General features: G+C 69.3%; 19 protein-coding genes, 1 tRNA gene and 1 pseudogene. 10 read left to right on the forward strand and 11 right to left on the reverse strand.

The genetic code is table 11. The annotated features are described in order from the left end of the window. Positions 1–37: 37 nt before the first annotated feature. Positions 38–436 (forward strand): DUF6158 family protein, encoded by a 399-nt coding sequence (locus Drose_RS39215; RefSeq protein WP_390891247.1) that lies wholly within the window; start codon positions 38–40, stop codon positions 434–436. A 2-nt stretch (positions 437–438) separates the two neighbouring features. On the opposite strand, the gene Drose_RS28540 is transcribed toward Drose_RS39215, so the two are convergent. The 3 genes from Drose_RS28540 to Drose_RS28550 are packed head-to-tail and all read right to left on the reverse strand — an operon-like array spanning position 439 to position 3,204. Beyond that, positions 439–1,473, reverse strand: coding sequence for a TRM11 family methyltransferase (locus Drose_RS28540; protein ID WP_260724386.1), 1,035 nt, complete (start codon positions 1,471–1,473; stop codon positions 439–441). A 7-nt stretch (positions 1,474–1,480) separates the two neighbouring features. Next, entirely contained in the window at positions 1,481–2,446 is a 966-nt protein-coding gene (locus tag Drose_RS28545; RefSeq protein WP_260724387.1) for a sensor histidine kinase, read from the reverse strand. After that, positions 2,443–3,204 carry an MEDS domain-containing protein gene (locus Drose_RS28550; RefSeq protein ID WP_260724388.1) on the reverse strand — a complete coding sequence of 254 codons (762 nt, stop codon included), beginning with the start codon at positions 3,202–3,204 and terminating at the stop codon, positions 2,443–2,445. The genes Drose_RS28545 and Drose_RS28550 overlap by 4 nt, the downstream gene beginning before the upstream one ends. 125 nt (positions 3,205–3,329) lie before the next feature. Between Drose_RS28550 and Drose_RS28555 the strand changes: the two genes are divergently transcribed. Further along, a tRNA-Val gene (locus Drose_RS28555) sits at positions 3,330–3,401 on the forward strand. A 184-nt stretch (positions 3,402–3,585) separates the two neighbouring features. Here the strand turns inward: Drose_RS28555 and Drose_RS28560 are convergent. The 5 genes and pseudogenes from Drose_RS28560 to Drose_RS28580 all read right to left on the reverse strand — a co-directional run. Next, positions 3,586–3,858 (reverse strand): annotated as a pseudogene (locus Drose_RS28560) (transposase); the annotation flags it as partial. 101 nt (positions 3,859–3,959) lie between these two features. After that, positions 3,960–4,841 carry a hypothetical protein gene (locus Drose_RS28565; RefSeq protein WP_260724389.1) on the reverse strand — a complete coding sequence of 294 codons (882 nt, stop codon included), beginning with the start codon at positions 4,839–4,841 and terminating at the stop codon, positions 3,960–3,962. After that, entirely contained in the window at positions 4,835–5,152 is a 318-nt protein-coding gene (locus Drose_RS28570; protein WP_260724390.1) for a PadR family transcriptional regulator, read from the reverse strand. The genes Drose_RS28565 and Drose_RS28570 overlap by 7 nt, the downstream gene beginning before the upstream one ends. 386 nt (positions 5,153–5,538) lie before the next feature. Continuing rightward, positions 5,539–5,667 carry a hypothetical protein gene (locus Drose_RS28575; RefSeq protein ID WP_260724391.1) on the reverse strand — a complete coding sequence of 43 codons (129 nt, stop codon included), beginning with the start codon at positions 5,665–5,667 and terminating at the stop codon, positions 5,539–5,541. Between the two features lie 840 nt (positions 5,668–6,507). Beyond that, on the reverse strand, positions 6,508–7,506 hold the full coding sequence (locus tag Drose_RS28580; protein WP_260724392.1) for a helix-turn-helix transcriptional regulator: 999 nt from the start codon (positions 7,504–7,506) through the stop codon (positions 6,508–6,510). 539 nt (positions 7,507–8,045) lie between these two features. On the opposite strand from Drose_RS28580, the gene Drose_RS28585 reads away from it, so the two are divergent. The 8 genes from Drose_RS28585 (at position 8,046) to Drose_RS28620 (ending at position 17,613) form a co-directional block, all read left to right on the forward strand. Further along, complete coding sequence (locus Drose_RS28585; protein WP_260724393.1) at positions 8,046–8,825, forward strand: alpha/beta fold hydrolase; 780 nt, start codon at positions 8,046–8,048, stop codon at positions 8,823–8,825. Positions 8,826–8,918: 93 nt separating this feature from the next. Continuing rightward, positions 8,919–9,611, forward strand: coding sequence for a type 1 glutamine amidotransferase domain-containing protein (locus tag Drose_RS28590; RefSeq protein WP_260724394.1), 693 nt, complete (start codon positions 8,919–8,921; stop codon positions 9,609–9,611). A 15-nt stretch (positions 9,612–9,626) separates the two neighbouring features. Further along, the gene (locus Drose_RS28595) at positions 9,627–10,316 is read left to right on the forward strand and encodes a phosphoribosylanthranilate isomerase (RefSeq protein WP_260724395.1); all 690 of its coding nucleotides are present in this window, start codon (positions 9,627–9,629) and stop codon (positions 10,314–10,316) included. Further along, a complete protein-coding gene (gene upp / locus Drose_RS28600) occupies positions 10,313–10,972 on the forward strand; it encodes a uracil phosphoribosyltransferase (protein WP_260724396.1) in 660 nt (219 codons plus the stop codon). The genes Drose_RS28595 and upp overlap by 4 nt, the downstream gene beginning before the upstream one ends. A gap of 26 nt (positions 10,973–10,998) precedes the next feature. Then, positions 10,999–11,679 carry an NAD(P)H-dependent oxidoreductase gene (locus Drose_RS28605; RefSeq protein WP_260724397.1) on the forward strand — a complete coding sequence of 227 codons (681 nt, stop codon included), beginning with the start codon at positions 10,999–11,001 and terminating at the stop codon, positions 11,677–11,679. Then, positions 11,676–15,707, forward strand: coding sequence for an amino acid adenylation domain-containing protein (locus tag Drose_RS28610; protein ID WP_260724398.1), 4,032 nt, complete (start codon positions 11,676–11,678; stop codon positions 15,705–15,707). The genes Drose_RS28605 and Drose_RS28610 overlap by 4 nt, the downstream gene beginning before the upstream one ends. Before the next feature lie 14 nt (positions 15,708–15,721). Further along, positions 15,722–16,654, forward strand: a complete 933-nt coding sequence (locus Drose_RS28615) for a pseudouridine-5'-phosphate glycosidase (protein WP_260724399.1) — start codon at positions 15,722–15,724, stop codon at positions 16,652–16,654. Then, complete coding sequence (locus tag Drose_RS28620) at positions 16,651–17,613, forward strand: ribose-phosphate diphosphokinase (RefSeq protein WP_260724400.1); 963 nt, start codon at positions 16,651–16,653, stop codon at positions 17,611–17,613. The genes Drose_RS28615 and Drose_RS28620 overlap by 4 nt, the downstream gene beginning before the upstream one ends. Positions 17,614–17,711: 98 nt before the next feature. On the opposite strand, the gene Drose_RS28625 is transcribed toward Drose_RS28620, so the two are convergent. The 3 genes from Drose_RS28625 to Drose_RS28635 all read right to left on the reverse strand — a co-directional run bounded on the left by Drose_RS28625 (position 17,712) and on the right by Drose_RS28635 (position 20,613). Continuing rightward, entirely contained in the window at positions 17,712–18,905 is a 1,194-nt protein-coding gene (locus Drose_RS28625; RefSeq protein ID WP_260724401.1) for an MFS transporter, read from the reverse strand. Positions 18,906–18,921: 16 nt separating this feature from the next. Continuing rightward, positions 18,922–19,902, reverse strand: coding sequence for a DMT family transporter (locus Drose_RS28630; RefSeq protein ID WP_260724402.1), 981 nt, complete (start codon positions 19,900–19,902; stop codon positions 18,922–18,924). Between the two features lie 75 nt (positions 19,903–19,977). After that, positions 19,978–20,613, reverse strand: coding sequence for a mycothiol-dependent nitroreductase Rv2466c family protein (locus Drose_RS28635; protein WP_260729836.1), 636 nt, complete (start codon positions 20,611–20,613; stop codon positions 19,978–19,980). Positions 20,614–20,685: the final 72 nt, after the last annotated feature.

Raw genomic sequence — 20,685 nt, forward strand, 5'->3', positions numbered from 1 at the left:
CCGGACTCCCCCAGCGCGCGTCGATCTTGCAGTTGTGGTGCCTGACAAACTGGGCATTCCGGGAGTGTCGCGGCACCACAAGTGCAAGATCGACCAGCTTGGCGGGGCTGGCCACATCGCGAACCGGGGCACCACGGCCTCCGACACGCCGGACATCGCGCTCACCCTCGCGCGGACACCCCGGTGTGAGCCGTCGCGGGAGGGGTACCACGACGCTATGCCGACAGAGGGGTACCTCGGCGTCTCGCCCGCCGAGCTCAGCGACGCCGGATTGCTGCGCGAACTGGCCACCTTGCACGAGACGCGCCACGACACGTTCCGCCACGGGTCGGACGACGCGCTGACCAACCACACCCGGCGCACCGACGAGCTCGAACGCGAGTACCTGCGCCGCCACCCGAACCGGGAGGTCGACCCGCACCGGGTGCGCGGCTAGCGCTAGGGCTTCGTCGCGACCAGGATGTCCCGCATGATCGCCTGGTCGACCCGGTGGCGGAACGATCCGTACGGATCCTCGTCCACCACCCGCAGGCCGGCGGCGGCCAGCAGGCCGGCGGCCTCCTCGCGGCGTGCCACGAAGGTGTTCCACGAGATGCCCAGCGCGCCGCCGCCGCGCAGCAGGCCCGCCCACACCGGCGCGCTCTCGGCGAGCAGGTCGCCCGGGTCGCGCGCGAGGCCCTTCCCGCCGGTCCGGCTGCCGTGCTGCACGCCGTACGGCGCGTCGGCCACCACCAGGTCGAACGTGCCCGGTTTGAAGAACTCCCCCGAGCGCACCGTGTCGGCGTTGACCACGTCGAGGACCTGTTTCTCGCCGGTCTTGTAGTCGTCCTTCGACGCGGCCAGGTCGACCCGCAGCCGTCGCGCCACGACCTGCCGGTTGCGCCGCACCGGGCCGACCTCGGCGTGGTGCTTGATCCGCTTGCGCTTGAGCCAGGTCTGGATGAACGCCGCGTACGCCTCGAAGTCCTTCTGGTCGCGGTCCACTCCAGCGGCGTCGAACCCGTACATGAGAGCCTGGTTGAGGGTCGTGCCGCGACCGCACAGCGGATCGAGCACGCGGAACCGGCGCTCCAGCATCTCCGGCGCGAACGCCGAGGCGAGCAGCGTCACGTTGAGCAGCAGCTTCGTGAACAGCTCGTTGGTCTTGCCCTGGTACTTCTGGATGGTCAGCAGATCATCGTCGAAACGGTCGAGCGGCCGCAGTTCCACCGGGCGCAGCAGGTCGCCGACGACCTCGAACAGCGCATAGGCCGAGGACAGGTTCGCCAGGAACGCGGCGTCCCGCTCGCCGAGCCGTTCGGCCTCGAACGTCACGTACGGCACGCCGCCGATCGTCTCCTCCGCCGGCTCGGAGAGCCTGCCGTCGAGGACGGCGCGGTTGAACGCGGCCAGTTCGGCGCGGGTCAGCGCGACGGAGGCGTCGGCGTACACCCGGTTGGTCGAGGGCAGGATGAGCAATGCGTACTGGGCCATAGTCGCCTCAGCCTACCGGTGGCGCTCCGCCGGTCAGGGTGATGGTGAAGCCGTCCGCCGTGCGGCTCGTCCGGACGTGGTTGCACGACTGGTACGTGATCCACAGGCCGAGGCCGCCGAGGCCGCCGTGGTCGGCCGGCATGAGCCCGGCGAACGGGTCCTTCGGCCCCGCACCGCCGTCGCTGACCGCGACCACGATCCGGTCCTCGGCGGTCCACACCCGCATCCGGACCGGCGGGCGGCCGTGCCGCAACGCGTTGGTGACCACCTCGCTGACCGCGATCGTGAGCTCCTCCAGCTCGTGGAGCCGTAGCCGCCCGCCGTCCACGGCCCGGACCACGTCGCGCGCCTCGCCCGGGGTCGGGTCGGCCAGCTCCGCGACCGGAGGCCGCTCCTCGATCGGGTCGGGCGCCGTGGTCGACGGCTCGCTCAGGAAGGTCAACGGATCGACGAACGATCCACTGGGCACGTGCCGGCCGCCGGGCATGGCAACGTTCGGGTGGGTCCGGGCGACGTCGTCGAGCACCGGCGTCAGGGTGCGCCGGGTGTCGTACGCACACATGCTCCACAGCGGGAAGTCGTCGTACGCGTGGTTGATGGCCGCCTCGTACCGCGCCCACCAGTCCCACATCCGGCCGAGCAGGTCGGGTGCCAGCTCCCCGACGATGCGGATCTGCGCTGCTCCGTCGGCCACGTGGCCGGCGAGCAGCCGCCGGTACGACCGGATGGCGGCGGCCGGGCGGGCGTACACCCCCTCGCCGGTCAGGAAGGTCACGCCGTGGCCCTCCGGAAGCGCGTCCCGCACCAGCGCGGCGTTGTGCTCCCCGAAGGCGACGATCGACGGCTCACCGGCGGCGACCCCGTCGAGCAGGAACGGCACGACAACGGCGAGCAGGTCGTCGGGACGGTCGTAGAAAATGGCTTCGTGGAAGTATCCGTGGTGGCCGGCGGCCGCACCTGTGCGCGTGGTCATCGTGCCGGCTCTACCCGCACCCGGCGCAGCCCCAGCAACTCCACGAGCTTGACCGCGGAGATCAGCCCGGTCCGCAGGACCACCCGCGTGTGCCGCTCCTCGGCATAGTCCTCGAGGTCCAGCAGCGTGCGGTGGTCGATGAACCGCAGCCCCGCCGCGTCAAACACGATCTCCTCACCGTCGGCGCCCAGGTCGGCCCGGCGCATCGCGGCACCCAGCACCGCACGGTTGGACTGGTCCAGCTCCCCGGACAGCACCACACCCCCGCCGTCCGCCCCGGCCCGCAGGCTGAACAGCACGCCGACGTTGGTCTCGGGGTGCAGCCCGGCCAGCTCGGCGACCACCTGCCAGCCGAGTTCCCGCTGGTCGTAGGCGCAGAGAGCCGACATGGGAGCGGTGCTCATGTACTGTTCGACGAGGTATTCGTAGCGCGCGAAGGCCTCCTGCCCAGCCGCGTCCCGGACCAGCGGCGTAACCTCCGCCACGACCCGAAACCCGGTATACCCGTCGGCGAGGGCCTGCTCGGTCGCGGCGGCGTAGGCTCGCACCTGGGCGGGCGGGTCGATGATCCACTCGTCGTCGTAGGCCTCGGCGATCCGGATGAGCCGAGCACCCTCGATGGGCTTCGTCCCCTCATCGGCGACGAACCAGACCCGGTTTCCGGCAGCGATCCCTTCGGCGATCCACTCCTTCGCGCGGACCGTGAAGCCCACCGGGTCGTCATATGCCCAGCAGACATGCCGATGCCTGTCCACCACCCTCTGAGCCTACGTCAAGCCAGGAAACCCCGCGCGCCGCGCGCCGCCCGTCGCCACCTCGCGAGCGGCGACACGGGGGGTCGGGATGCACGATGGCGGGGCAATCGGGTACAGTTTGGCGTCGCGGGCGATTGGCGCAGCGGGAGCGCGCTTCGTTCACACCGAAGAGGTCACTGGTTCGATCCCAGTATCGCCCACCGCAGATCAGAGGCCATGTCGAGATGCTCGACATGGCCTTTTGTGTTGCCTGAGTGACTAAGAGGTCGCGCAAATAGGTGGGTTTCATGGTCGGCGGGTGGGGCGGGTGTCCCAGCGGCAGAGGGTCCAGGCCTGGCGGATGAGGCTGCGGATGGTGATGCTGGCGTCGGCGAGGTCGAGGTGGAGCCATTCGTCGCGGCGGTTGCGGATCGCGCTGGCCGAGCAGGTGGTATCGGCGATGGCCTCGTAGGAGCAGCCGAACCGCAGCACCCGCAGGAGCTTGTCGAACACGATCCGGTCGGCGATGCGCCGACGGTGGCAGCCCAGCGGGTGGGTCGGATCGGCCGCAGGTCGTGGCGGGAGCAGCGCGGCGAACTGGTCCCACGGGGGGTCGCTCAGCCATGTGGGATAGCGGGCACAGGCGTTCCAGTGATCACTAGGCGTAGGAACCTTCATGATCACTGACGCCTGTGCCCGTCTTCTACCCGCCCGGCTCCTCGCTGACCTATTCGCGCGGCCTCTAAGCCTCATGAAACGCTCGCGACTTCCCCAGCCAGCTAATCGAGGTACCAGTTGAGCATCTCGGCACCGGTCGCTGTGAGATGGACGATCGGAACCATGATCGCAAGAACACTGAGCACCACCAGCGCGCTTCGAATGCGCACGCCGAGGCGCCGTCCGGCGAAGGCGAGGATCCCAGCCGCAACGCCGAGCACCGCGCCGGTGCGGCCGCTGTCGAGGCCGTGCGTGTCGCCAAGGCCGAATGTTTCCGAGTAGAAGGCGGCGTAGCGACTAACGAGGCCGGCCCCCAGGACTGTCAGAACGAGACAGGCGAGGCCGACGCCGGCGATCACGAGGCGGTACCTACCGCTGCGGCGACGCTGCATGACGGCAAGCACCAGCCCCGAAACGCCGAACGTGCCCAGCAGGAAGGGCCCGCCGAGGATCACCGCCCAGGCGCCCAGGTCCAGCAGGGTTTCCAGAGGAAGCAGAACGACGAACGGTCCGTCCGTCGGCCACAGCCCATTCGGGTCGACCGTCAACCCGGTCCGAGCGATGCGACCGGGAATATCCGCTGCCAGGTAGGTGATGGGCACCATGATCAGCCAGGAAATTACCGGCCAGCCCAGCCCGAGGAGGAGGAAATGGGCTATCGAGGTGAGCGCGCCCGGCGCTGGAGCGACTGTGGATAGGTCGGCGAAGCCACCGCGACGTGCAGCGCGGCGCAGTGCCGGCAGCGTCCATGCTGCGCCGGCCAGATAGCGCCAGCGAGTACCCGCACCGCTTGTCAAGCCCAGCAGGTCGGCCGCCCACTCATCGCGTTGCCGCCCCCGGAAGCCGGCCGGCAGAAGCCGGCACAACATCGCGACCGCGGCGCGTTCGCCGAGGGGAAGCCTGTGCTGCTGCGCCGACTCACCTGCTCGACCTGGGCTCACCACGCCAGCCTCCGAGCGCCGGACCGCTGCGCGCGCTGCCTCCGAGTGGCCATGGCGGCACGACCGGCAACCACGCCGTCCGCAGTGAGCCGGTAGTACCGCCGCCGCGGGCGGCCCTCGACGTGGACGTCCACCTCCTCAGCCCGGCTGGCGAGCCAGCCGGCGGCCTCAAACGCCACGAGGATCGGATAAATCGTGCCCGGCTCAAGCCCGGCGATGTGTGCTAGCTCGAGACCGTATCGCTCACACTCAGGCTCATCGAGGAACGCCTCTAACACCAGCAGGCGTGGCACTGTCATGCGGAGGTTCGTCATGGTGTGCCAGCATAGACCCTATGAAGAATACTGCATAGCCGGCAACCAGGCCGCATCCAAAGCGGCAGGACTGAGCGCGGCGCCGTGCCGCCCAAGCTGCGGGTCTGCCTCGCCAAGTCGCACGACAGGTTCGGCCAACCCGCCCGCTTGGGAGAAATCTGGGAGACGATCTTACGTGCCAGCCCTCGCAGCATCCCCGGAAACCAACGACGACCAACGTCCCGGCCAGTAGGTTTGCGGTTTGCCGCACGTGGGATCGCCGGGCTTGCCGAGCAGCGTCGGGTTGGCGTCGAAGTTCGCGACCAGGACGCTGCCGTCAGCCGGACGGCATGAAGGCCGACCACAGGCCGGATCGCCTTCGTGCCATCAGGTTGACCTGGGGGTGCTCAGCGCCGCCGCATCCGGCCACGGTTGCGCGGGGGTGGGTCCTCGATCGTGGGCGGGTCGCGGTCCTCGCCCTTGAGCACCTGGACCGTACGGAAAGCGTCGTCCCGCATCCGCTTCGTCCCCAGCACGCTGACGATCGTCGCGATGGTCGGTCCTGGTAGCTGTGGGCCACAAGCGCAGCAGGCTGGCGGTCCCCGACCGCCCGGTTGGGTGGTCAAGGTCGACGTCGGCGAAGGTAACTCGCACACCCATCGCCGCCGCGACCGTCTTCAGCCTGGTGATTCACGTCTTCCAATGAATGACCGGATGAGATTTTGTCTACCCAATTCACTGCCGGAGATGAGTGAATGAATGAATGAGCTACGGGAACGACTATTCTCGGAGCGCGCCCGCATCCTCGCGGTTGAGCCGATCCGGTCTCCTGCGCCACGTCCATCACGACCAGACCCGGCTCAGCACTCTCATCGGTGTCCCGATCGAAGAAATCCTCACTTCGGAGCGTGGTGCGTAATTCGGAACCCCCGCATGTCAAACCCCACGACAGTGCCGATCTTGCAGTTGTGGCGCCTAACAAAACCGGACGAGTTGGGAGTTTCATGACACCTCGACTTTCGGACTTCAATACCTGGGCCTGCGGCCTGCCGCGATCGCATCGCGGCAAGCCGTTGGGACGTCGAGATCGGCTGGTCGGGCCACGGGTATTTTGCGGCTTAGCGTGGACCAGGAAAGTTGCAAGGTCTAAGTCGGTCTCGCTGCTGGCCTGCGGCGTCACCGTCACCAAAAGTCCGAACGTTCAAGTGGCACCACAAGTGCGAGATCGACGTATGGGAGAGGCGTTGACAAGCCGTCCCGGCGGAGTGCGCGACACGCTCGTCGGCCGAGTGGTTCAACCACAGAGGCCAGGTGGCCCTGGACCGCGGGCCGGACGGTTTCACGGTCCGGCCGACCCCGGGCCGCCGGACACGGGTTCAGCGTGAGGGTTCCAGGATGTGGTGCTTGGCAGCGAGGTAGCCGGCCTGGAAGCGGCTGGTCGCACCGAGCTGCTCGAGCACCTCGGCGATGTGCCTGCGGCAGGTGCGCACCGACACCCCGATCTGGCGGGCGATGCGCTCGTCGCGCAGGCCCTCGGCGAGGAAGTACAGGATCGCGCGCTGCACGTCGCCGCTGAGCTCCCGTCCCTCGGAGCGGGAAACGGTGCGGCCGTCGAACGGCTTGGCCATGCTCCAGCTCTGCTCGAACAGCGCGGCGACCGCGGCGGCGACCACGGGCTGGCTGACCGACACCACGCCGGTGTGGTCGTAGATGAACACCATCTCCTGGTCGATGACGCAGGTGTGGTTCCACAGCTTCTCGATGGTGCGCACCTGCCCGCCCGCGCCGGTGATGACGGCCGCGTGGTCCTGCACCGCCTGGTGGTAGCGAGCCGCATGCTGGTGCAGCACGCAGAGACGGACGCCGGCGTGGGCCGGGGCGGCGTCAGCGGGCAGGATCGGCGTGAACCGGTGCTTGACCTTCGGGTCGGTGCCGCACATCACCAGCACCTCCTTGCGGGCGGCGGCGATGTGCTCGGTGACGAGCACATTGGCGGCGTCGGGGTCGGTGATGGTGTCGAGCACGCCGTTAAGCTGGTTGCGCCGTTCCACGGTGGAGCGGTAGACGGCCATAAGCTGGTCGAACTGGCCCGAGATGCACTTGATGCGCCACTGCGCGTTGCGGATCGTCGTCTCCAGAGGGTCGATCATCGCCGAGGCCGCGACGTCCGGACGCAGCACCGTCATGCCGTCGGCGTCGGGCACGGGGCGCACCAGGTGAGCCTCGGCCAGCTTGTCCAGCACCCACTGCGCGCCGTCCGGGCCGAACTCCTGCTCCAGGGCGGCGGCGTCCAGCAGGTCCATCTCGAGCACGCGGCGATAGAGCGCGAGCGTCTCCTCGTCCAGGCGAGGTATCGATGCGTCGTGCGTTCCCATCGTGAAGCTCCCAAAGTAGTTCATACACGAGGGCACGCGTCGTCCCAGACCTGATCCCCTACGGCGCCGCCATCCGACGATATCGCAATACACCGGATCGGAATTAGCACGACAAAGAGGCCCCCGCACCTAAGGTCGTCAATCTATCGGCCTGATGCTCCCATGCCGTAGCGGATCCCGTCAACCGCGGTCACGCTGCGTATGTACATTCTGCGGATCTTTGGATAAAAGGGCCGATCGGCCGATCGGATAATTACCGTCGAAGACCGCGCTGTCCACGGCGGGAGGGGATCAGGTTCCTGCACGGCCACAACCTGCGCCGGTGCCCGGCACTCCCCTTCCTGCCATGCAACAAATTGCCGTCCACGAAGGATGGCCAGGCCGAAATTGACTGTGTAAGTATCGGCACCGGTCGCTGGCCTCCCACTCATCATCGCCGCCGCCGTATCCAAAAAAAGGGCCGCGGTGATCTATCGCGACCGGCGATCGCTGCAATGACCGACCGCAATCAACAGCACGATCCAGAAAGGGAGTCACCCATGCCCACGGTGAACGTAGGAAACGCTCAGGTGAAGTACACGGTAACCGGGTCCGGCCCGGACCTGGTGTTGGTGCACGGCGTCGGCAAGGGCGGACAGAGCGCGTTCGGTCACCTCGTTGACCAGTTCGCCGAACGCAACACCGTCATCCTCGTCGACGTGGCCGGCAGCGAGGCCGCTACCGACGACGGCGCCGACCTGACCGTCGAGGGCCTGGCCGAGCAGGTCAACGCCATCATCGAGGACTACGGCAAGAAGCCCGTCGACCTGCTGGGCTTCTCGCTCGGCGGCGCGGTCGTGGCGGCCGCCGCGGCCCTGCGGCCCGACCTGATCCGCCGCCTGGTTCCGGTCGGCGGCCTGGTGCGCACCGACACCTACATGCGCAACCTCATCGGCCTGACGTTGAGCCTCAAGCACGACCCGGTGGCCTTCGGCCGGGTGCTCACCACCACCGCGTTCAGCCCCCGCTACCTGAACACCCTGCCCAACCTGGACGAGGTCGACCGGCTCGGCGCCGAGCTCAGCCCGTCCAACGGCCGGGTCCGGCAGCTCGAGCTGCTGATCCGGGTGGACATCCGGGACCTGGTGAAGAAGGTCCAGGCGGAGACCCTCGTGGTCGCCCCCTCGCCGGACTCCGCGGTGCCCACCCACCACTCGCGGGAGCTGCACGCCTCGATCCCCAACTCGTCCTATATCGAGATGGACAGCGGCCACATGGTTCTGTTCGAGCAGCCCGACGAGTTCATGAAGCTGGTCAACGAATTCCTGCACAAGCACTGAGGCCCCCGACGGGCGCGGCCGGGCCGCGCCCGTCGTTCCTTGTCCACACCGGACATTCCACATAGGACACCAATACGGAAGGGAGCGACCGTCGTGACCAGGATCCTGCTCGCGGTCAGCAGCCACACCGTGCTCGGCGACACCGGCAGCCCCACTGGCTACAGCGTCTCCGAGGCGGCCCACCCCTACTACGTCTTCACCGCCACCGGCAACGAGGTGGACTTCGTCTCCGTGCGCGGCGGCGAGCCGCCCGCCGTCGTGTTCGAGGGCGAGGAGAACGACCCCCAGGTCGCCTCGTTCCTCGCCGACGACGCGATCCGGGCCAAGCTCGTCGCCACCCGGCCCGCCGCCGAGGTCGACCCGGACGCCTACTCGGCCATCTTCTACGTCGGCGGCCACGGCGCCATGTGGGACTTCCCCGACTCGTCGGAGCTCGCCCGCCTCGCCATGGACATCTACGCCCGCGGCGGCGTCGTCTCGGCCGTCTGCCACGGCCCGGCCGCGCTGCTCAACCTCCGCCTGCCCGACGGCGCCTATCTCGTCGACGGCCGGCGGGTCGCCTCCTTCACCAACGAGGAGGAGCAGTCCTTGGGCCTGGTTCACGTCATGCCGTTCCTGCTGGAGGAGCAGCTCAAGGCCCGAGGCGCTCGGCACACCAAGGCGCCCAACTACGTCGCCCACACTGAGAGCGACCGCCGGGTGATCACCGGGCAGAACCCCGCCTCGGCCGCCCACGTCGCCGCGCTCGTCGTCGAGGAGCTCGAAAAGGCCGCCGCCAACTCGTAACGGAAGGAGCACACCATGCAGGGTTTGATCCAGGTCGCCGGCGTCATCGACCAGGCCGAGGCCGACCTCATCGTCGAGGAGGGCGCGGACTGGCTGGGCTTCGCGCTGCGCCTGCCCGCCAAGAACGAGGATCTCTCCGAGGCCGAGGCCAAGGCGATCGTCAGCCGGATCCAGCCGGAGTGCAAGGGCGTCATCATCACCTATCTCACCGAAGCTGACGAGACCGCGGCGTTCTGCGCCGAGCTCGGCGTCGGCGCCATCCAGATGCACGGCGACATCACCCCCGCGGAACTGCGTCGGCTGCGGCGTATCGCCCCGGACCTCTACGTGCTCAAGAGCCTGGTGGTGAAGACCGACAACATCACCGAGCTCGCCGGGATCGTCGAGGACTCCGCCGAGTGGGTCGACATGTTCATCACCGACACCTACAACCCGGCCACCGGTGCCAAGGGCGCCACCGGCCTGGTGCACGACTGGGACGTCAGCGCCGAGCTGGTGCGCATCTCGCCGCGCCCGCTCATGCTGGCCGGCGGGCTCGGCCCGGACAACGTCGCCGAGGCGATCGAGAAGGTCCGCCCGGCCGCCGTCGACGCGCACACCGGCTTGGAGAACGCCACCGGCCGCAAGGACCGGCTCAAGGTGCGCACATTCGTCGCCGAGGCCCGCCGCGCTTTCAACCGCATCGGCGCCGGGGTCCCGCGATGACCGTCGTCGACGACTCCACGCTTCACCTGCTGCCGCAGACCCCGCGGCTGCGCGCGCTGCACACAACCATACGTGACCGCAGCGTCGACCGGGACACGTTCGTGCTCACCTCCGGGCGGATCATCCGCCAGCTCGTCGAGGCCGGCCTGGAGCTGCTGCCGTTCGAGCCCCGCGACGTTCAGACCCCGGTCGGGCGCACCTACCACGGCACCCGCGTCGCCCCGCCGATCTGCGGGGTCTCCATCGCGCGGGCCGGCGAGAGCATGGAGGCCGGGCTGCGCGCGGTCGCCCCGGGCGTGCGGATCGGCAAGATCCTGATCCAGCGCGACCCGGTGACGAAACTGCCGAAGCTGTACTACTCCAAGCTCCCGGCCGACCTCGCCGACCGGCACGTGCTGCTGCTGGACCCGATGCTCGCCACCGGCGGCACCGCGCTGGCGGCGATCGATGTACTCATCGGCGCCGGCGTGGCCCAGGAGCACATCGTCTTCGTCAACCTGCTGTCGGCGCCGGAGGGAATCGCGGCCGTTCGCGAGCGCTTCCCGCGTGTGCGGATGGTCACCTCCTCCATCGAGGAGCGGCTCAACGAGAACGCCTACATGCTGCCGGGCATCGGCGACTTCGGCGACCGGTACTTCGGTACCGACGTGGCGTGACGCCGAACAACGGAAGGAGCGCACCCATGTCCACTGTGGATCCCACCCGGGTCGCCGTCGTCTACTACTCCGGCACCGGCAACGTCCATCGCCTCGCCTCGGCCGCGGCCGAGGCGGCCGAGAAGCACGGCGCGCACGCCCGCCTGCTGCGCGTGCCCGAATACGTCGACGCCTCCCTCGCCCCGGCGTTCGTCGAATGGACCCGGGCCTGGAAGGAGCACGCCGAGAAGGTCAAGAACGAGCCGACCGCGAGCCTCGACGACCTCGACTGGGCCGACGCCATCCTGTGGGGCAGTCCCGGCCGGTTCGGCCTCATCGCCGCCCCGCTCAAGCACTTCATCGACCTGGCCTGGCCGCTGCACGCCCGCGGCGGCCTGGCCGGCAAGGTCATGTCCGCGTTCACCTCGACCGGCGCCCCGCACGGCGGCCAGGAGAGCACGATCCTGACGCTGAACAACGTCTTCTGCCACTGGGGCGCCATCATCGTGCCGCCCGGCGTCGCCGACGACATCCAGACCGCGCCGAGCAACGGCAACCCGTACGGCGTCAGCTCCGTCTCCGGCCCCAAGGCGGTCCCCGGACGCCTCGCCGAGAACGTCACCGCCGACAACGAGGCCGCGATCGGCTACCAGATCCGGCGGATGATCGCGGTCGCCACGGCCCTACGCCGCATGGGCGACACCGGCCGCATGGGGGACACCACATGAGACCCGACTGCCTTCCCGCCCTGCTGCGCGAGCAGGCCGGGCGCAGGCCCGACGCCACGGCGGTCGTCACCGGCGGCGACCGTCTGACCTTCGCCGAGCTGGCCGGGCGCAGCGCCGAGCTGGCCGGTCGGCTGCACCACCTCGGCGTCGCCGCCGACGAGTGCGTCGGGCTCTTCGTCGAGCCCTCCATTGACCTCATGGTCGGCGCCTGGGGCATCCTGTGCGCCGGCGGCGCCTACCTACCGCTGTCGCCGGAGTACCCGGACGAGCGACTGCGGTACATGATCGAGGACTCCGGTACCAAGGTCGTCCTCGCCCAACCGGGGCTCACCGCCCGGCTCGCCGCGCTCGCTCCCGAGGGCACGACGATCCTCACGCCGCAGGACGCCGACGGGTTCGTGCCCGGCGACGCCGACCCCGCCCCGCAGGACCTGGCCTACGTCATCTACACCTCCGGCACCACGGGCAAACCCAAGGGCGTGCTGATCGAGCACCGCAGCATCGTGAGCCAGTTGCGGTGGCTCGCCGCCGCCCACGGGATCGGCCCGGACAAGACCGTGCTGCAGAAGACCCCGATGAGCTTCGACGCGGCTCAGTGGGAGATCCTCGCCCCCGCGTGCGGGGCGACCGTGGTGATGGGCGCCCCGGGCATCTACCGCGACCCGGAGCGGCTGCTGGAGACCATCACCGCGCACGACGTCACCACCCTGCAGTGCGTACCGACCCTGCTGCAGGCGCTGCTGGACACCGACGAGTTGCCGTCGTGCAAGTCGCTGCGGCAGGTCTTCGCCGGCGGCGAGGTGCTGCCCAAGCCCCTCGCCCAGGCGTTCCTCGCCGCCATGCCGGGCTGCGAGCTGGTCAACCTCTACGGGCCGACCGAGTGCACGATCAACTCCTCGGCCTACACCGTCGACCCGGCCACCGTCGGCGAGGGACCGAACGCGATCTCGATCGGCGCCCCGGTGCATGACACCGACTACCTCATTCTCGACGACAAGGGCGCCCCGGTCGCCGTCGGCGAGATCGGCGAGCTGTGCATCGGCGGCGTACAGGTGGCCCGCGGCTACCTACACCGGCCGGAGCTGACCGCGCAGCGGTTCGTGGTCGGCCCGGCCGGACAGCGGCTGTTCCGCACCGGCGACCGCGCCTCCTGGAACACCGACGGCACGGTGCAGTTCGCTGGCCGGGCCGACAACCAGGTCAAGCTACGCGGCTTCCGGGTCGAGCTCGACGAGATCCGCCTGGCCATCGAGACCCACGGCTGGGTCCGGCACGCGGCGGTGCTCGTCAAGACCGACCCGCACACCGGCTACCAGAACCTGGTCGCCTGCGTGGAGCTCAACCCGCGCGAGGCGGCCCTGATGGACCAGGGCAACCACGGCGCGCACCACCAATCCAAGGAGAGCAAGCTGCAGGTGCGGGCCCAGCTATCCAACGCCGGACTGCGCGACGCCGCACAGCTCGCCGACCGGTTCTCCCTCGACCTGCCGGGCCGGGTGGCGAACCCGGCCCAGCGGCGGGCGGCGTTCGCCCGCAAGACCTACCGCTTCTACGAGGACGGCGGGGTCACCGCGGGCGACGTGCTGCGGCTGCTCGGCCGGCTGCACGACCGGCGCGCCGCCGGGGTGCCGCCGCGCGGGCCCGGGCAGCTCAGCCTCGCCGAACTGGGTGGGATCCTGCGGTACCTCGGACCACACCTCAGCTCGGAACGGCTCCTGCCGAAATATGCCTACGCCTCCCCCGGCTCGCTGTACGCCACACAGGTGTACCTGGAACTCACCGGCGTCGGCGGGCTGCGCCCGGGCATCTACTACTTCCACCCGCTCGAGCACCGGCTCGTGCTCATCACCGAGGCGCCCGGCGCGCCCGAGGCCCGGGTCCGGCTGCACTTCCTGGGCAAGAAGGCGGCCATCGAGCCGGTCTACAAGAACAACATCCAGGAGGTACTGGAGATCGAGGCCGGCCACATGGCCGCCCTGCTCGAGGAGATCCTGCCCGGCTACGGCCTGGAGATCGTCGACGCCCCGTTCCTCCCCGCGGCCAAGGCCGCCCTGGACGTGGCTGCCGAGGACTACTACCTCGGCGCGTTCGACTGGGTCCCGTTCGCCGGCCCACGCCCGTACGACATGCTCGACGTCTACGTCCAGGCTCACCCCGGCAAGGTCGCCGGCCTGCCCGCGGGCCTGTACGCCTACGAGCACGGCGGGCTCACCCCGGTCTCCGACGAACTGGTCCTGCGCAAGCACGTCATCGCGATCAACCAGGCCGTGTACGACCGGGCCAGCCTCGGCATCACCGTGGTCAGCCGGGCCGGCCCGGGCTGGCGCCGCTACATCGACCTCGGCCGCGCCCTGCAGCGGCTGTCGATGAACGACCTCGACCTCGGGTTCATGTCGGCCGGCTACAGCTCGCACTCCGGCGACGATCTGCCCTCGGCCCGCCGCATCGACGCCATCCTGCGCGGCCTGGGCCGGCACACCGGCCCGTCGTACTTCTTCGTCGGCGGGCGGGTGAGCCACGAGCAGCGCCGGCACGAGGGCATGAACGAGGACATCGTGCACATGCGCGGCCCAGCCGAGATGATCCGCGACGACCTGATCAACTTCCTGCCGCACTACATGATCCCGAACAAGGTCGTCATCCTCGACGCGCTGCCCACCACCGCCAACGGCAAGATCGACGTACAGGCGCTGGCCGAGTCGAAGGTTACCGACGTCGACCGCGGCGACCACCCCTTCGTGGCCCCGCGTACCCACGCCGAGCGGCGCATCGCCGAGCTGTGGCAGCAGGCGATGAAGCGCGACAGCGTCTCGGTGCTCGACGACTTCTTCGCCTCGGGCGGCAACTCGCTCATCGCGGTCGGGCTGGTCAACCGGCTCAACCGCGAGTTCCAGGCCGAACTGCCGCTGCAGGTGCTCTTCGAGGCCCCGACCATCGAGAAGCTGGCCCGCCGGCTGGAGCGGGCCGACGCCGAGCCGCTGTCCCGGCTCGTCCCGCTGCAGCCCGACGGGCCCGGCCGGCCGATCTTCTGCTGGCCCGGGCTGGGCGGCTACCCGATGAACCTGCGCCTGCTGGCCGAGCGAATGGGCGCGCATCGGCCGTTCTTCGGCGTACAGGCGCACGGCATCAACGCAGGCGAGCTGCCATACCCGACGATCCGCGAAATGGCCGCGGCCGACGCCGAGATCATCAAGCGGGCGCAGCCGGACGGCCCGATCACGCTATGGGGATACTCCTTCGGCGCCCGCGTCGCCTTCGAGACCGCCTATCAGCTTGAGCAGGCGGGGCGCAGGGTCGACCACGTCTTCCTGATCGCCCCCGGCGCCCCGAAGGTCGGCGATGGCCGGCCGGACCAGATCGCCAGCTACGCCAACCCGACCTACGTGACCATCCTGTTCTCCGTCTTCACCGGCACCATTACCGGCCCGCTGCTGGACCGGTGCCTCACCGTGGCACGCGACGACGAGCGTCTCGCCGCGTTCCTCAACGCCAACCTCGCCCACCTCGACCCCGACCTGGTGCACCGGATCATCAGGGTGGTGCGCACCACGTTCGAGTTCAGCTACTCCTTCCGTGAGCTGACCGAGCGGCGCATCGCCGCGCCGATCACCATCTTCAAGGCCCGGGACGACGACTACTCGTTCCTCGACGGCAGCAGCGGTTACTCCAGCGCGGCGCCGACCATCGTGTCGCTGCAGGCTGACCACTACGCGCTGTTGCGGCCGGTGGGCATCGACGAGCTCGTGGCCGCCATCCGCCGGCGGCTCAACATCGGAGAGGCGAACAACATGCCGCACGTCAACATCAAGTACTTTCCCGTGAAGCTCAGCGACGAGCAGCAGTCCGAACTCATCACGGCCGTGACCGCGGCGGTGATGAACGCATTCGGCTGCGACGACGGGGTGGTGTCGATCGCGTTCGAGCCCATCGACCAGGCCGCCTGGCGAGAAAAGGTCTACATCCCGGAGATCGTCAACCGCCGGGACATCCTCGGCAAGGTGCCCAACTACAGCTTCGACAACAACTGACGGGTGTGCGTGCCATGCAGATCCCCCTGGTCTTCAGCGACGAGGTGGCCGACGCGGTCCACGACGGCCGGCCCGTCGTGGCGCTCGAGTCCAACGTCATCACGCACGGCCTGCCGTACCCCGAGAACGCCGCCACCGCCCGGAAGGTCGAAGGGGCCGTCCGGGCCGGCGGCTCGGTCCCGGCCACCATCGCCATCGACGCCGGCCGCATCGTCGTCGGCATGACCGACGCCGACATCGAGCGGTTCGCCGCCACACCGGGCATCCCTAAGGTCAGCAGCCGGGACATGGGCCTGGTACTGGCCGGCGGCGGGATGGGCGCGCTCACGGTCGCCTCCTCCGTGGTGGCGGCCGAACTCGCCGGCATCCCGTTCTTCTCCTCCGCTGGCATCGGCGGGGTACACCGCGGCGCCCAGGCGTCGATGGACATCTCCTCCGACCTGATCCAGTTCACCCGCTCGAAGGTCGCGGTCGTGTGCGCCGGGGCCAAGAAGATCCTCGACCTGGGGCTCACCCTGGAGTACCTCGAGACCCAGTGCGTGCCGGTGGTCTCCTACCGCTCGGACGACTTCCCGGCCTTCTACTGCCTCTCCAGCGATTTGCGCAGCCCGCAGCGGCTGGACGACGACGACGTCATCGCCCGTGCCGTCGAGCACCACTGGGCGCTGGGCCACCAGGGCGGGTTTCTCATCACCACACCGGTCAAGCCGGAGGAGGCGATCGGCAGCGAAGAGGTCGACGCCGCCATCGCCGAGGCCGTCGCGGCCGCGGAGCGCGACGGGGTGCGGGGGCAGGCGATCACGAAGTACCTCATGCGGGCCGTCGACGCGGCCACCCAGGGCCGCTCGGCCCGGGCCAACATGGCCGTGCTCATCAGCACGGCCGAGGTCGGCGGCCGGCTCGCCGCGGCGCACGCCCACTACCGCGCGGAGGTGGCGGGCGCATGAACGCCAAGAACCTCACCCTCGTCGCCGGGCGCAGCCATCTCGAGCTCGCCGATGAGGTGGCCGAGTGCCTGGACGTGTCGCTGACCCCACAGGCGGTCTACGACTTCGCCAACGGCGAGATCTTCGTGCGGGTCGAGGAGTCGGTACGCGGTAGCGACGCGTTCGTCATGCAGAGCCATTGCGCGCCGATCAACACCTGGCTCATGGAGCAGCTCATCATGGTGGATGCGCTGAAACGGGCCAGTGTCCGGCAGATCACGGCCATCATGCCGTACTACGCCTACTCTCGCCAGGACAAGAAGCACCGCGGCCGCGAGCCGATCTCAGCCCGGCTCATCGCCGACATGTTCAAGGCCGCGGGCGCCGACCGGATCATGACCGTCGACCTGCACACCGCCCAGATCCAGGGCTTCTTCGACGGCCCGGTCGACCACCTGTTCGCCCAGAACCTGCTTGCCGACTATGTCGACACCAGGTACGGCCGGGCCGACGTCACCGTGGTCTCCCCCGACTCGGGGCGGACCAAGCTCGCGGAGAAGTGGTCCGACCGGCTCGGCGGGCGGCCCATCGCGTTCATCCACAAGACCCGGGACCCGCTGCGCCCCAACAAGGTCGTGGCCAACCGGGTCGTGGGCGACGTGAAGGGCCGCACCTGCGTGGTCATCGATGACCTCATCGACACCGGCGGCACCATCGCCAAGGCGGCCCGGCTGATGCTAGACGAGGGCGCCGCGGACGTGATCATCGTGGCCACCCACGGCGTGCTGTCCAACCAGGCGGCGGCCGTGCTGGCCACGTGCGGGGCCCGCGAGGTCATCGTCACCAACACGCTGCCGATCCCGGCGGACAAGCGGTTCCCCACGCTGACCGTGCTGTCCATCGCCCCGCTACTGGCGCGGGCCATCCGCGAGGTCTTCGAGGTCGGCTCGGTCACCGGCCTCTTCGATGGGCACGCGTAAAGGTTCTTTTGAAGCCGGCCGCCGATCCGTTGCCGTGACACGGATCGGCGGCCGCCCTCGGGGTGGGCCGGCCGCCGGTCCGTTGCCGGGAAAGCCTGTCAGGCGGTGGTCGTCAGGGCGTCGTCCTCGGAGGAGACCGGGGCGGCCTTGCGGCTACGGCCGGTGGCGAGCGTGGTCAGCAACGCGGCCGCGGCCAGCGCCACGCCGAACCAGACCGCGCTCTCGACCCCGAGGCGGTCGGCGAACAGCCCGCCGAAGAGCGCCCCGAGGGCGATCGAGGTGTTGTACCCCAGCGTGTTGATGGACATCGCGGCCTCGAACGTGTCGGGGGCCGCGCCGAGCATGAGGTTGATCTGGCACAGGTTCGCGGCCCCGAAGGACGTGCCCCACAGCACCACGGCCAGGATCAGCCCAAAGCGGGTGTGCCCGATGCCGAGCAGCAGCAGCATCGCTGTCACAATGCCGACGACCGCAACGACGAAGCTCGCCCGGAGGTTCCTGGTGACCGTGTAGCCGGCGACGAAATTGCCGACGGCGCCGCCGATGCCGTAGATCACCAGCAGCACGCTGATGAACGCGGCCGAGACGCCGGTGTTCTCCTCGGCATACGGCCGGATGAAGGTGTACGCCCCGAAGTGGCCGAGCACGTACAGCGTCACCGCGAACATCACCACGCGTAGCTGCCGGTTCTTCACCGGCAGGTTGAAGACCTCCCGCACCGGCACGGCGTTTTCCGACGGCAGCGACGGGATCACGGTGGCGACCAGTAGGAACACCAGCGTGCTCAGCCCGCTCCAGATCAGGAACGTGCCGCGCCAACTCGTCAGCTCCTCCAGCATGGTGCCCAGCGGGATGCCCACCACCGTGGCGATCGAAATGCCCGACAGCGCCACGGCGGAAGCCCGGCTGGCCAGGTGGCCCGGCACCAGGCGCATCGCCATGCTCACGCCGATGGCCCAGAACACGCCGTTGGCGAAGCCCATGATGAGCCGGGTGCCCAGCACCAGCGGGAAGTTCGGGGCCAGGCCGACCACGAGGTTGCCCACGGCCAGGATGGCCAGCAGCACCGACAGCAGTACCCGCCGGTTGACCCGCCGGGTCCAGGCGACGATGAACGGCACGCCCAGGCCGGCCGAGATGCCGTAGAGAGTGACCATGAGCCCGGCGATGCCGACGGACACGTCGAGATTCTTGCTGATCGGGGTGAGCAGGCCCACCGGCATCAGCTCGGTGGTGACGAAGGTGAACAGGCTTGCGGTGATGACGGCGACGCCGAGCCACGCCCGCGCCATGGAGCGTGACTGTGCCTCATTTGTGACCATTGCTTCTTCCTTGTTGTTCGGGCCGCGGGGCTCCGGCGCTGATCGGGAGCCGGGGAGTCGACGACTGGTCCCCGTCGCTTTGCGGGGAGTCCTGTGGGCGTCGAGGCTTCGCCGGTTGGGTCTGTGCCAGCAGTACCGCGGCGATGATCGCGACGACGCCGACCAGTTGCAGCAGCGAGAACGTCTGGTCCCGGAACACGTAGCCGAGGATTGTGGCCACGATCGGGCTGCCCAGCGCGAGGAACGACACGGCCAGCGCGGGCAGCCGCTCGATCCCCCGGAACCACAGCGCATAGCTGAGCACGGCGCCGAGGGTGACCAGGTAGGCGAACCCGATGACGTTGCGCGGGCTGAGCGAGTGTGGCAGCCCCTCGTAGACCAGCGTGAACGGCAGCACCACGAGCCCGCCGGCGACGAGTTGCCAGCCGGTGAAGGACAGCAGCCGCACCCCGTCGGGCCGGCCCCAGAACTTGGTAAGCGTGATGCCGACGGCCATGCAGATCGCTGCGGCCAGGGCGGCGAGCACGCCGACGGTATCGAGCGTCGCCGAGCCGCGGAACACGAGCAGGACCACCCCGGCCGCGCCGAGAAGGCACGCCACCACGTGCGGGAACCGGATCCGGTCGCCCATGAGCAGCGCCGCCAGGATCAGCACGATCATCGGCTGCACCGCCATGATCACCGCGGCCACCCCGCCGGGCAGGCGGTAGGCCGCGACGAACAGCAGGAAGTTGAACGCCCCGATGTTGAGCGTGCCCAGTACCAGGGCGCGCCACAGCCAGATCCCGACCGGCCACTCGCGTAGGAACACCAGCAGGATCAGCCCGCCGGGAAGTGCCCGCACGGTGGTGGCCAGCAGCGGCCGTTCGGGCGGTAGCAGTTCGGTGGTGATGAGGTAGGTGCTTCCCCAGATCGCGGGCGCGAGCCCCGTCACGCCCGCGGTGAGCAGTTGTCGGCCGCTTGTCATTGCCGGGCCGCCCTCCGTGTTCGTTTGTTGTACGCTCAGTTCGTTCGTTTGCGCTCGGTTCTTGTGTTTTGGCCCTCAGTCGAAGATGGGATCGCGAGTCCGGGAGCGCTTGAGCTCGAAGAAGCCGTCGGTACCGGCGGCGGCGATCACCGCGTCCCACAACCGCCCGGCCGCCTCACCCCGCGGGCTCGGCGACATCACCGGGCCGAAGAACGCGATCGACTCACCCTCGACCCCTGGCACGTGGATGACCGGCGTACCGACCTCGACCCCGACCGGCTCCATACCGGCGGCGTGACTGGCCCGCAACGCCTTGTCGTGATCGGTGCTGTCCCCCGCGTCGGCGAGGTGCACGGGCAGCCCGGCGTCGTCGAGGGCGGCGAGGATCATGTCCCGCCCCAGGCCCGCCTTGTCGTGGTGGATACGGTTGGCCATCGCGGTGTAGAGGCGCCGCAGCGCCTCGGGGCCGTGCTGCTCCTCGGCGGCGATGCACACGCGCACCGAGGCCCAGCCCTCGACCATGGCGGCGCGGTACCGCTCCGGCACCTCCCGCCCCTCGTTGAGCACCGACAGGCTCATGACGTGGAAGCGCGCGACCACCGGCCGCACCTGTTCCACCTCGCGCAGCCAGTTGGCGGCGATCCAGGCCCAGGGGCAGCGCGGGTCCACCCAGATGTCAGCAACGGTCTCCGCCGGGTTCGGCTGGTCCACTCTCACGCTCCGAGTCTTGCCGCGCGCGATTGATGAGTCCAACGCATGTTTGTCACCTCGCCGATCGCGATG

The organism is Dactylosporangium roseum, assembly GCF_025264685.1.
Taxonomy (GTDB): domain Bacteria; phylum Actinomycetota; class Actinomycetes; order Mycobacteriales; family Micromonosporaceae; genus Dactylosporangium; species Dactylosporangium roseum.

Bases quoted from the DNA above. Each gene is read 5' to 3' on its own strand.
- Drose_RS28540 (WP_260724386.1), bottom strand. From the start codon at position 1,473: ATGGCCCAGTACGCATTGCTCATCCTGCCCTCGACCAACCGGGTGTAC.
- Drose_RS28545 (WP_260724387.1), bottom strand. From the start codon at position 2,446: ATGACCACGCGCACAGGTGCGGCCGCCGGCCACCACGGATACTTCCAC.
- Drose_RS28570 (WP_260724390.1), bottom strand. From the start codon at position 5,152: ATGACGAACCTCCGCATGACAGTGCCACGCCTGCTGGTGTTAGAGGCG.
- Drose_RS28580 (WP_260724392.1), bottom strand. From the start codon at position 7,506: ATGGGAACGCACGACGCATCGATACCTCGCCTGGACGAGGAGACGCTC.
- Drose_RS28585 (WP_260724393.1), top strand. From the start codon at position 8,046: ATGCCCACGGTGAACGTAGGAAACGCTCAGGTGAAGTACACGGTAACC.
- Drose_RS28595 (WP_260724395.1), top strand. From the start codon at position 9,627: ATGCAGGGTTTGATCCAGGTCGCCGGCGTCATCGACCAGGCCGAGGCC.
- upp (WP_260724396.1), top strand. From the start codon at position 10,313: ATGACCGTCGTCGACGACTCCACGCTTCACCTGCTGCCGCAGACCCCG.
- Drose_RS28605 (WP_260724397.1), top strand. From the start codon at position 10,999: ATGTCCACTGTGGATCCCACCCGGGTCGCCGTCGTCTACTACTCCGGC.
- Drose_RS28610 (WP_260724398.1), top strand. From the start codon at position 11,676: ATGAGACCCGACTGCCTTCCCGCCCTGCTGCGCGAGCAGGCCGGGCGC.
- Drose_RS28615 (WP_260724399.1), top strand. From the start codon at position 15,722: ATGCAGATCCCCCTGGTCTTCAGCGACGAGGTGGCCGACGCGGTCCAC.
- Drose_RS28620 (WP_260724400.1), top strand. From the start codon at position 16,651: ATGAACGCCAAGAACCTCACCCTCGTCGCCGGGCGCAGCCATCTCGAG.
- Drose_RS28625 (WP_260724401.1), bottom strand. From the start codon at position 18,905: ATGGCGCGGGCGTGGCTCGGCGTCGCCGTCATCACCGCAAGCCTGTTC.
- Drose_RS28630 (WP_260724402.1), bottom strand. From the start codon at position 19,902: ATGACAAGCGGCCGACAACTGCTCACCGCGGGCGTGACGGGGCTCGCG.